The organism is Pseudanabaena cinerea FACHB-1277, assembly GCF_014696345.1.
Taxonomy (GTDB): Bacteria; Cyanobacteriota; Cyanobacteriia; order Pseudanabaenales; family Pseudanabaenaceae; genus Pseudanabaena; species Pseudanabaena cinerea.
Genome location: NZ_JACJPY010000012.1, coordinates 36,822 through 48,313, shown reverse-complemented (window position 1 = coordinate 48,313; position 11,492 = coordinate 36,822). Strand labels below are relative to the sequence as shown.

General features: G+C 44.0%; 8 protein-coding genes. 4 read left to right on the top strand and 4 right to left on the bottom strand.

Features of this window, described 5'->3' with window-relative positions; translation table 11 throughout:
• Positions 1 to 11: 11 nt before the first annotated feature.
• Both H6F44_RS06215 and ctpC read right to left on the bottom strand, forming a co-directional pair.
• A complete protein-coding gene (locus H6F44_RS06215) occupies positions 12 to 1,055 on the bottom strand; it encodes a sterol desaturase family protein (RefSeq protein ID WP_242016462.1) in 1,044 nt (347 codons plus the stop codon).
• A gap of 255 nt (positions 1,056 to 1,310) precedes the next feature.
• Positions 1,311 to 2,576, bottom strand: a complete 1,266-nt coding sequence (gene ctpC, locus H6F44_RS06210) for a carboxyl-terminal processing protease CtpC (RefSeq protein WP_190350087.1) — start codon at positions 2,574 to 2,576, stop codon at positions 1,311 to 1,313.
• Between the two features lie 467 nt (positions 2,577 to 3,043).
• Here ctpC and H6F44_RS06205 point away from each other — a divergent pair, with 467 nt between their 5' ends.
• From H6F44_RS06205 to H6F44_RS06190, 4 genes are all read left to right on the top strand, one after another.
• Positions 3,044 to 4,570, top strand: a complete 1,527-nt coding sequence (locus H6F44_RS06205; protein WP_190350086.1) for an ammonium transporter — start codon at positions 3,044 to 3,046, stop codon at positions 4,568 to 4,570.
• Positions 4,571 to 4,930: 360 nt separating this feature from the next.
• Positions 4,931 to 6,859 carry a sulfite reductase, ferredoxin dependent gene (gene sir / locus H6F44_RS06200; RefSeq protein ID WP_190350085.1) on the top strand — a complete coding sequence of 643 codons (1,929 nt, stop codon included), beginning with the start codon at positions 4,931 to 4,933 and terminating at the stop codon, positions 6,857 to 6,859.
• 63 nt (positions 6,860 to 6,922) lie between these two features.
• Positions 6,923 to 8,353 carry an aminotransferase class I/II-fold pyridoxal phosphate-dependent enzyme gene (locus tag H6F44_RS06195; RefSeq protein ID WP_190350084.1) on the top strand — a complete coding sequence of 477 codons (1,431 nt, stop codon included), beginning with the start codon at positions 6,923 to 6,925 and terminating at the stop codon, positions 8,351 to 8,353.
• A 107-nt stretch (positions 8,354 to 8,460) separates the two neighbouring features.
• Positions 8,461 to 10,149, top strand: a complete 1,689-nt coding sequence (locus tag H6F44_RS06190) for a S8 family serine peptidase (RefSeq protein WP_190350083.1) — start codon at positions 8,461 to 8,463, stop codon at positions 10,147 to 10,149.
• Between the two features lie 131 nt (positions 10,150 to 10,280).
• Here the strand turns inward: H6F44_RS06190 and H6F44_RS06185 are convergent, their stop codons facing one another.
• A complete protein-coding gene (locus H6F44_RS06185; RefSeq protein ID WP_190350082.1) occupies positions 10,281 to 10,736 on the bottom strand; it encodes a DUF1036 domain-containing protein in 456 nt (151 codons plus the stop codon).
• A 28-nt stretch (positions 10,737 to 10,764) separates the two neighbouring features.
• Entirely contained in the window at positions 10,765 to 11,376 is a 612-nt protein-coding gene (locus H6F44_RS06180; RefSeq protein WP_190350081.1) for a hypothetical protein, read from the bottom strand.
• Positions 11,377 to 11,492 lie beyond the last annotated feature (116 nt).

Genomic DNA, 11,492 nt, shown 5'->3' with positions numbered 1-11,492 from the left:
TATATTCTATATTATTTATCTTTGAATGCGCCAGATATAGAAAAGACAGAGTTTCGCCTTTTTAGAGAATTAAATACAGATCTAAACGGTTGCCAATAAAATTTTCCTACAGTGTTAAAGTTTTTTGCCTCATCATTTGGCAATCCTAATGGCAATTCTTCAAAGGTTTTTGGTACATATAAAGTGCCAAACATCCAATCCCAAATAGCAAAAATCTTGCCATAATTTGCATCATAATATTTAGATTCGTTAGCATGATGAATGTAATGTTGAGCAGGACTAATAAAAATATGGCTAATCCAATAGGGGAAGGATAGCCAGATATGCGCGTGACGGAAATTCCCTGTAATGTAAAAAATGAACAATACAAAGGGAATACCGTTAAGATACAAAACCTCCATTTGATCCCCAAATAGATATGTCCATATTCCTATGGCTAGACCAGAAAAAAGAGATACTGTCAAAGTTTGGATCAGGTAATCAAGGGGGTGATGGCGAAATAGGGTAAAGGGGGTGAGAACTTCGGCTGTATGATGGATTTTATGAAATTCCCATAAGACAGAAATTTTATGTCTTATGTAATGATTGTAATAGTAGCCAAAATCAATGCTTAATATCAGAAAAATACTAAAGACAAAGTGATGCCATAAATGGACTTCTTTGACTGGAAAAATAGTCACTATGCCAGATACTTGAATTAGTGAGATACTGACCAAATTAGCAATAAATTTTGCTGATATCACCGTGGCGATCGGTGCAATCAGCAAGCTTTTAAATAGCATGATTGGCAAGTAGTTCTTATAGTCAAGAATTGCTGATTCATGGAGGAATACTTCCTTGGGAAAGCAATATTGGAGAAAACTACCCTGCACCTTTGTTTGGTTAAATCTCACAATATAAACTATGATTGCGATCAATAAAGAGCAAAGTAAATATAGCCAATAGATCTGTGATTCAGGCATCAATACTTGCTTGATTGGATAAAGAAGTGCATCTCCTGTCCATTTTAATATTTCCACACCAATCATCCCCTTGTAAACTAGATTTAAGTCCAAATTGTATGGCAAATTAAAGTGGAAAGATCCTAATTTGAAAACTTTTACTGGTTTTGGCTTTTAATTCATAAAAGTACGATAAACCCCTCAGAATTAAATGCGATCGCCTATAAAATAAAGCAATGGTTTTACTATTTCTCTATTTGGTATTAATCACTACAGCAGTATTTTTGTAGATGTAAAACGCTGCAATTCAGTGTCATAAAAAAGAGATTTGCGAAGCAAATCTCTTTTTTGGTAATGATATTTTTTTAGTTAGCGCGAATTCGCACTTTTCAGCTCGTTCGCCAAAACATCAACCGCCTTGGCAAATTGAGGATCAGCGCTAGTACCGACAAGATCGCGGTTTTTATTGAGCCTCTCTAGGTCTTCCTTAGTCAATTCCACAATGCGATCAGGTTCGATGCCCTTCTTATTGATGTCACGACCACTGGGAGTGTAATACTTGGCGATCGTGACCGCCATACCCGAACCATCACTCAGGGAATGTACTGACTGTACCAACCCCTTGCCGAAGGTTTTTGTACCAACAATGATGGCGCGTTTGTTATCCTGCAATGCTCCCGACAGAATTTCACTAGCACTGGCAGAGCCACCATCTACTAATACCACCAAGGGCTTATTAGTTAAGGATTGACGGTTGGCTGTTAAACGCTCGCTTTCACCCTTGCGATCAATTGTGGAGACAATGGGCGCATTGTCTAGCCACATTCTGGCAATTTCGGCGCTTGAATAAAGCAGCCCGCCTGGGTTAGAACGCAGATCGAGAATGAAGCCGACCGCCCCCTTGTCAACGTGATCCTTGATCGTTTTCCGCATATCACTGGCGGCATTGGCGTTAAATTGACGCAAGCTAATGTAACTGACCTTGCCTGCCTTGGTATCCCGCAAATCTGCTTTTACAGGATGGATCTCAATTTTGGCGCGTTCTAGCTCAATGGTGAGTTGCTTGTCACCACGCTTGATCCCCAATTTGACCTTAGTGCCAGCAGGACCACGAATTAGCGCCACTGCTTGGTTGATGTCCATACCGTCAGTGGATTTATTAGCGATCGAAGTGATGATGTCCTTGGTTTGGATACCTGCACGGGCAGCAGGTGAGTCTTCGATGGGGGCGACAACTGTTAGTTGTTTTGTTTCTTCATCCATGCCTAGTTGAATGCCGACACCTGTCAGTTCCCCCGAAGTATCAATCTGCATACTCTTGAACTGCTCTGGGTCCATAAACCGAGTATATGGATCATCCAACAACTTCAACATTTCTCGAACTGAGCGATAGGCTTCCGCCTTAGATGAATAATCTCGATTTTCAACATATTGCCTTCTAACTTGTCGCCAATCTACTTTGTTAAAAGCACCATCGACATATTCGCGATTGATTAATTGCCAAGCCTCGTCAACGACTTCTTTGGGGCTATCACGAAACGCCGCGATGCTGGGATTTGCTAGTTGAAAACCAACGATCGCCACAGCCGCAGCCATTGCTGCTGTTGTACCAAGTACAAGTCCGCCTTTTGCCATGTCAACTTCCTGAAAGGTGATGTGTGTGAAGAATGCAAGATATTGGGCATTAGCTCACATAAAGCTTGCCTATTTCTTAGCGATCGCTTCAGAATCTAGATTAACCTTAGCACAGGAGAATTAGATCTGGGAGGTAATAGCGTCTGTAATTTAGCGCAATTTCGTTCTTATACACAAATTTCACCCTATCGCATTAGTTTGTGAGTTGAGGACACAAAATGTAAATCTTGCCTTAAAAAAACTTGCCGCGATAAATTCTAAAAATTAACGATAGAAATATACATTTGCATATATTTACATATATTTACAAAACATATATTCACAAACCTTTCGACTACCTTTGTTGTTACAAATAAGATCACACTAAAAAATGTGATTCTTTATACAAAATTGATGTACTCAAATCTGTTGTTATGAAGTTAATTAATCTTTGCATTCCTTAGTGGCTGCATCGATATATTACTTAGATGAGGAGAAATATTAAGGTGTTGGTTTATAAGTCAAATCAAAAGAGGAAGATCAAGGGGTCAGTGAACTGGACTGCTTGCATACCTCTAGCAGCAATAATCGGTGTCTTTTGGGTGTATGCAGCCACGGCTCAAACAGAAACACCTGCGCCTACGCCTGAGCCCTTAACCCCAGAAAAGGTTCAGGAAAATGTTGCTGCGCTCAAAGTTGGTTTAGATACGCTTTGGGTAGTAGTTGCTGCTTTTCTAGTGTTTTTTATGAACGCTGGTTTTGCTCTAGTTGAGTCTGGCTTTTGTCGCCGTAAAAATACGGTTAATATTCTTACCAAAAACTTAATCGTATTTGCGATCGCCACCATTGCTTACTGGATGGTTGGCTTTGGCTTTATGTATGGCGATAGTGGCGGTAATTCTTTTATTGGCTTGAAAGGATTCTTCTTAAGTGGCGCTGACAATAGTCCTGCAACCCTTGATGCTTACAAAGGAGATTTCCCTGGATTAAGCTGGACAGGTGTGCCGCTAGAAGCTAAGTTCTTCTTCCAATTGGTGTTCGCAGCAACCGCAGCAACGATTGTTTCAGGGGCAGTAGCTGAACGCATTAAGTTTCTTGCCTTCTTACTATTCAGCTTTGTGTTGGTTGCTGTCTCTTATCCAATCACTGGACATTGGATATGGGGTGGTGGCTGGCTATCCAAGGTTGGATTCTATGACTTTGCTGGCTCTACCGTAGTTCACTCGGTTGGTGGTTGGGGTGCGCTGATTGGTGCAGCAATCCTAGGAGCTAGAGCGGGTAGGTATGGCGAAGATGGTAAAAACCGTGCTATTCCCGGTCACAGCATGAGCTTAGCAACTCTTGGGTGTTTAATTCTATGGTTAGGTTGGTTTGGCTTTAATCCTGGTTCCACCATGGCGGCAGATGGTCGCTTGATCTCTCACATTGCCTTGACGACCAACATGGGTGCTTCCGCAGGTGGTATTGCCGCAACTGTTGTGGCTTGGCTGTACCTTGGTAAGCCCGATCTATCGATGATTGTTAACGGCATCTTGGCTGGGTTGGTCTCTGTGACTGCGCCCTGTGCTTGGATTACTTTACCTAGTGCTGTTATTATTGGGGCGATCGGTGGCACAATTGTTGTGTTTGCCGTTGGCTTCTTTGACAAGCTAAAAATTGATGATCCTGTAGGTGCTACTTCAGTTCACCTTGTTTGTGGTGTCTGGGGTTCCCTAGCTGTTGGTTTATTTGCAGTTGGACAGACAGCAGATATTGGCGGTGGTTACATTTTACAAGCTGGGGCTGGTCCTAAGGCTGGCCTGTTCTTTGGTGGCGGCTTTGAGCAACTTTTAGCTCAATTGATTGGTGTTGCTTCTGTTGGTGGTTTTACCGTTGCTTTTAGCTTCATTGCTTGGTACGTAATTTCTCTAATTACAAGTGGTATTCGGGTTGAGCCTGAAGAAGAGTTCAAGGGACTCGATATCTCTGAGCATGGCATGGAAGCTTACTCAGGCTTTTCTAAAGAAAGCGAGTAGTTTTTATAGCTAGCTATTGTTGGTTTTGATAGAAACGGCGGGTAGCGGTACTTCTTGCCACTACCCTTAATACCAAATAAAGAGATGGCACAGCCATTTATTTATTTACCTCTCTACTGGATTTGATTTTTAATCCACAAAAAAATATCATCTCATTTTCATGAGTTGGCATAACATCTAAAAAGAAGGGTAGCTTTAGTGGTTGCCTTTCTTTTTTTTACAAGCATTTTTGCGAGAAATATAGCGATCGCTATATTTTTATTAAGTTCATCTTAATTCCGATAGGGTTATCGGGGTATAATGGTGGGGCAGACAACTGCGAGTAAATTTGTTTCGCCCACACATTTTCATAGTCAAACCATGACCAACAATCTACTTAATCCTGTCAAAATATCGAAGGTTGAAGTCCTCAAGCAAAAGAGTAATTTTTTAAGAGGTCCGATCAACACAGAGCTAAAGGACAACAACCCATTTTTTAGTCAGGATGGTATTCAAATCCTTAAATTTCATGGCTCTTATCAGCAAAAAGACCGTGATTTTGACAAGGCTAAGGAAAAAGGCGAGGACGCTCAATACAGCATGATGTTGCGTACCCGTAGCCCAGGTGGATTAATTCCTTGGCAATTATATTTGGCACTAGATAAGCTATGTGATAAATACGGCAATCATACGCTAAGGACTACCACCAGACAGGGTTTTCAGATTCATGGCATCCTCAAGCAGAATCTCAAGACAGTAATTGCGGACATCACCCGCAATATGGGATCGACCGTGGGTGCTTGTGGCGACATTAACCGTAATGTGATGGCTCCAGCAGTCCCATTTAAGGATAAGCCTGAATATAACTATGCAAGGGAATATGCGATCAAAATCGCTGACCTGCTTGCCCCTCAAGCAGGGGCTTATTATGACATTTGGCTAGATGGTGAAGTAGCGGTGACGGCTACGGAAGCGCCAGAGGTGACAGAGGCGAGAAATCGTCAAGGTGATGGAACTGCCAAGACTAATATCAACAGCATTGAGCCAATCTATGGTACGCAGTATTTGCCACGCAAATTTAAAATTGCGATCGCTGTACCAGGGGATAACTCCGTTGATCTTTACACCAATGATTTAGCCTTGGTGGTTATTACCAATGCTAATCACGAACTGGAGGGATTTAATGTCTATGTGGGGGGTGGACTAGGACGCGCCCATCACAATGATGCCACTATTGTCCGCCTTGCCGAAAGCATTGGCTTTGTGCCAGTTGCCAAAATCTATGATGTAATTAAAGCGATTGTGGCAGTGCAGCGCGACTATGGCGATCGACACAACCGTCGTCATTCCCGCTTCAAGTACATCCTCGAAGAATGGGGCGTGGAGAAATTTAAGGAAGTTTTGTTGGAATACTTTCCCACAAAACTCGCAGCGCCCCGTGAACTGCCTCCTTTCAAATATCAAGATTATTTGGGTTGGCATGAGCAGGGCGATGGCAAATATTTTGTGGGCATTGCCATTGAAAATGGCAGGGTCAGCGATCGCGAAGGTTTACAACTGAAAACGGCTTTGCGTGAAATCTGTGAGACTTTTCACCATGATTTTGTATTAACCCCAAATCATAATTTGTTGGTCACAGAAATCACTGCCGATGAAAAGGAGACAATTCAGGCAATTCTCGATCGCTGTGGGGTACTCGCACCTGACAAAATCGATACCCTCGTGCGTTATTCCATGGCTTGCCCTGCCTTTCCCACCTGTGGCTTGGCGATCGCCGAATCCGAACGGGCTTTACCGAGCGTATTAGCCAGAATCCGTCAACTTTTGGTTAGCCTTGGGCTAGAAAATGAAACCTTTGTCACCCGCATGACAGGATGCCCCAATGGTTGCGCCCGTCCTTACATGGCAGAACTAGCCTTTGTAGGCAGTGCTGCCGATGAATATCAAATTTGGTTAGGCGGCAACTTTGACTCTACCCGCCTAGCCAAGCCTTACATCCAACGCCTGCATATCAACGATTTAGAAAAGGGACTAGAGCCGCTATTTGTCTATTTCCGCAATCAGCGTTTATCAGGCGAGGGTTTTGGTGATTTCTGCGATCGTAAAGGCATTGAAGATCTCACTAGATACGTTGAGAATTATGTTGCTGGCGATCATCAAAATTCTGAGCAGGATTCTGGGCGCAAGGATATCCGCCATCGCGTGACCCTATCGAAACGTTCCTACGATCTGCTCAAGAATGCCGTAGGTCAGAAGGGAACTTCGATGAAGGATATTGTTGAAGCAGCCTTGGAGCAGTACCTCAAATAAGCAAAAACTAGGTTTGCGCGGCTTTGCTGTGTAAACCTAGTTTTTTGATAGAAAGGCCTAGCTATGGATCAACAAACCGCGCCATTGTTAGAAATTGCCCAACGTTACCTAGATATCGATGATGCGCCCTTTTATATGCCTGGGCATAAGCGTGGTCAGGGTATTGATCGCGATTTTGCCGATCTCCTTGGTAAGACAATATTCCGTCTCGATCTGCCTGAACTGCCCGATCTGGAAGAGCCGATTGCCCAAGCCCAAGCATTAGCCGCCCATGCCTATGGCAGCGATCGCACTTGGTTTCTCACCAATGGCTCGACCTGTGGCGTACAGGCAATGATTATGGCAACCTGTGGGGATGGTGACAAGATTTTAATTGGGCGTAACTGCCACAAAGCAGCGATCGCAGGGCTAATTTTAAGTGGGGCAGATCCAATTTATCTACCCACCGATTATTTGCCAGAATTTGATTTGGATTTGGGGGTAAGTCCCGCCACCTTAGAATTTTTTTTGCAAAAACATCCAGATGTTAAGGCGGTGATGTTAGTTAGCCCCAATTATTTTGGGGTTTGTGGCGATATATCCCAAATGGCAGCGATCGCCCATCGCTATCATCTGCCGCTATTAATTGATGCCGCCCATGGAGCACATTTAGGATTTCACCCAGACTTACCAATTTCTGCATTGCAAGCGGGAGCCGACCTTGTGGTGCATTCCACCCACAAAATGGCGGGCAGCCTTACCCAATCATCAATGCTGCATTTACAAAGCGATCGCCTCGATCCTCTAAGAATTGAGCAAGCCCTCACCCTCCTGCAATCCACCAGTCCCAATTTCTTGCTACTACTATCCCTAGATGTGGCAAGGAGACAAATTGTCCTACAAGGACAAGAGCTATTAACCCAAACCCTGCAACTAGCTAACTCAGCGCGATCGCAAATTGATCAAATCCCCCATTTACACACCTTTCACCATCAGCAAATCCCCAGCCTCGACCCCACCCGCCTCACCGTGATGATCGAGCAATTAGGCAGCACAGGCTTTGAGATCGATGAATATCTATGCCATCAATGGTCAGTGATCGCCGAAATGCCCACGTTAACTCAACTAGTATTTGCCCTTAGCCTTGGCAACAGCCAACAGAATTTAGATAGATTGGTGCAGGGACTAGAAACGGCAAGTAAGGAAAAAGGAAAAAGGAAAAAGGAAAAAGGACTAGAAATTAATTACCAATTACCAATTACCAATCACCAATTACCAATCACCAATCCCCGCAGAGCCTATTTTGCCCTTAAAAAATCTGTTCCTATTACGCAGGCGATCGGGCGAATTAGTGGCGAAACCCTCTGTCCCTATCCCCCTGGTGTGCCGCTAATTTTTATAGGTGAAGAAATTACGGTGGCAGTTGTGGAGCTATTACAATTAATTGGGCGATCGGGCGGAATCGTCAATGGCGCAAGCGATCCCAGCCTTGAGACCATCCTTGTTGTGGCATAGAAAATCAAAAAAATAAAATTAAGTAGCGGCGCTTCACACCGATGCTCACTTCTGGGGTTATAAAATAATAAGTGTGGGAAGTTTCGCAACCTCAGGATTAAACCGTAATGATCAAACGTGGCTGGCTGCTTAGCGCGATCGCATTCAATATTTTCACAAATATTTTCATAAGTCTCACGCCGAGCCAACCCGTATGGAGTCTTGTCAAGTCCGCCGATCGCCAAGGTGTCAACGCCCGAATCCTACAACAGCCGCCCTACAACCTCACGGGTAGAAATGTATTCATTGGGCAGATCGAACTCAGTCGTCCCCTGCGCTTTGCCGTTGACAAGCTTTCTAACAAGCTCTTGCAAATTGATCGGGTGATCGTGCAACCCTACGAAGTCTTTTTTCGTGATCGCCAAGCCATTCCCAACCGTAATATTGACGATCACTCCGCCCAAGTCGCCGCCGTAATCATCAGTCAGCACAAAATTCAACGGGGTATTGCCCCCAATGCCAGATTGCTATCTTCTGCCTATTCGCAGCGCCGACAGGATGGGCAGCCCGAAGCCTGTCTCGCAGCACAACACGTAGCACGTCAGTACAACAGCACCGTCCGCGCCATTAATTTTAGTTTTGGCGAATTGCTCAAGGAAGATCCGCGCCCCAATGCCAAGCTCGATGGGGAAGCATTACTCACCCTCTGCATTGATTGGTTAGCCACCAAGCACAACACCTTGCCAATTATTGCGGGCAACCAAGGCAAGGGAGGTATCCCCATTCCCACGGATCTCTATAACGGCTTTACCGTTGGCTTTACCCGCGAAATTAACGGCATCTATCGCCAACTAGATCGAGGCAACCTAATCCATGAGCCATTTCTTGATCGCAATGGCAATCATAAATACGATCAAGGGGAATTTTTCACCGATTTCAATCAAGACGGTAAATGGACATCGGGCGTAGAAAGTCCTATTGATGGACGGCGATCGCTGGCATTACTTGCCCCAGGCAATAATCTTAAACTTCCTAACTTGCAGGCAAAACTTAAAGATGTCAATGGCTCAAGCTTCGCAGCCCCCCACGTAACGGCAGCGATCGCCCTACTCCATGAATATGCCGATCGCCAAATCAGGAGCGGTAATTGGAACATAGAAGCCCGTCGACATGAAGTGATCAAAGCCGTATTGATCAATTCGGCGGATAAAATCCAAGATCAAGGTAACGGCAAAAATCTAGAAATGTCTAAAACCATCCTTGATCCCTTTGGTAAAACTTGGCTCGACACTGAGGCATATACCAGCCAAAAGATCCCTCTGAGCCTATACCTTGGTGCTGGACAACTCAACGCCTTTCGCGCCTTTCAACAATATCAAGCAGGTATGCCATCCCCAAACAATGGCGCAGCCAACATCAAAGCGATCGGCTGGGATAGCAACTTTGTCACCCACAATCAATACCAAGACTATAGTTTTGCCGAACCCCTAGCCGCCGATAGTTTTATTACTGCCACCTTAACTTGGGATCGCCAAGTTAAACTCAACGATAAAAACAACAATGGCATCTATGACATTGGCGAAGACTTTACCAATGAGGGATTTAATAAAATCTCATTATATTTAATGCGATCGCAGGATAATGACATTAGCCAAAGTGTTTGGTCATCGACTAGTCAAGTAGATAATTTGCAGCATATATTTATCAAAATTCCCACCACAGGCAAGTATAAACTCAGAGTCTTATCAAAATCCACAGATACCAACTCATTAGGTCAGCGCTATGCCATAGCTTGGTGGGCAAAAACAAAAAGATAAGCCCAGCTATACCAAGTACAGCTAGGCTTGTCATGCAAAGAACGACAGAAAGTGCGCTCTTACTAGAGTAAAAATAAAACCAAAGATTAGCGGTGCGTTGTATCGCTAATCCTTGCGTGGGAAGTGAGTAATTAGTTAGTCAAATTCATTGTGTAGCTACTACTATCAACCCTTATCTCAAAAAATGGACGTAATTCTGAGCCGTTGCGCCCACAACCATCACCCTTTGCAACATATTTAAATTCGTCGGTGGGATGGACACAAAAATTTTGGTTAGTATTGCCCTCCCATACCCAACTGTCGCCGCGATCGCCACCATAGAGATAGTAGTAGTCACCTGGGGTGAGATCCGAATCAATCACCACTGCACATTTTTGGGGATTAATCTCATACCACCCCTCAGACCGCCAACGATCATCTCCAACACCATAACCAACAGCAATATACGCCGTCCTGTTAGAGCGATTACATACCTTCAATTCTGCCTGAGCAGACTCAGCCCAAGATGTACCAATCAAAGCCGAAACCACAGCACCTATAAAAACAGCCACATTTAGTGGCGAAAAATTGGTTGTTAATAATTTCATGTTTTTTGCAAATTTAGTTACTCATTAGTTACTTAGTTGTTGCAGCCCCAGGACGCACATATTGAGCATCCACAAAACCAAGCTCATATAGTTGCTGATAAGCCTGCTGCCCCAAGTCGCGGGTAGGTGCTTGACTGCGAATTAGCTGAACCAACAAAGGCACAGCCAGTTCAGGTTGATTTTTGGCACGATATACTACCGCAAGCTGATAAGTGGCTTCATCCCGCAATTGAGCAGTCTGTAGAGCTTTGCGACGATGACCATCAGCCAACCGATTATCAATACCTGTAAAACTGGTATTTAGTTCTTGGTAAAAATTAGACAACTGGTTAAATACCTGACGCGCATCCTGTAACTTCGTTACAGCTTGATCATAGTTTTGTTGACTAACTGCTGCCATCGACTCAGACATGAGGCGCTGACCACCCGTGATACTAAACACACTGCTCTCAAGTGAATTAGGACGGGGCATTTCCGTCACAGCACCATTGGGACTAGTCGTTGGTTGAGACTGTTGAGCAAAGGTAGCAATTGGCGCGATCGCACTGAACAATGTCAACATCGTAGCTGACGTAAACGACAACATCACAGTGGAAAATGCAAACTGGAACGAGCGAAGCTTAGCAAATGATGTGGACATAGGTTACAGATTCGGGATGCTCACAATATATGAATGATTTAATGCAATATATTTACAATTTTCGTGTTTTTTTGCTAATAAAAGCTACAATCAACTAAAAATATTTTGACAATACT

Bases quoted from the DNA above. Each gene is read 5' to 3' on its own strand.
- ctpC (WP_190350087.1), bottom strand. From the start codon at position 2,576: ATGGCAAAAGGCGGACTTGTACTTGGTACAACAGCAGCAATGGCTGCG.
- H6F44_RS06205 (WP_190350086.1), top strand. From the start codon at position 3,044: ATGAGGAGAAATATTAAGGTGTTGGTTTATAAGTCAAATCAAAAGAGG.
- sir (WP_190350085.1), top strand. From the start codon at position 4,931: ATGACCAACAATCTACTTAATCCTGTCAAAATATCGAAGGTTGAAGTC.
- H6F44_RS06195 (WP_190350084.1), top strand. From the start codon at position 6,923: ATGGATCAACAAACCGCGCCATTGTTAGAAATTGCCCAACGTTACCTA.
- H6F44_RS06190 (WP_190350083.1), top strand. From the start codon at position 8,461: ATGATCAAACGTGGCTGGCTGCTTAGCGCGATCGCATTCAATATTTTC.
- H6F44_RS06185 (WP_190350082.1), bottom strand. From the start codon at position 10,736: ATGAAATTATTAACAACCAATTTTTCGCCACTAAATGTGGCTGTTTTT.
- H6F44_RS06180 (WP_190350081.1), bottom strand. From the start codon at position 11,376: ATGTCCACATCATTTGCTAAGCTTCGCTCGTTCCAGTTTGCATTTTCC.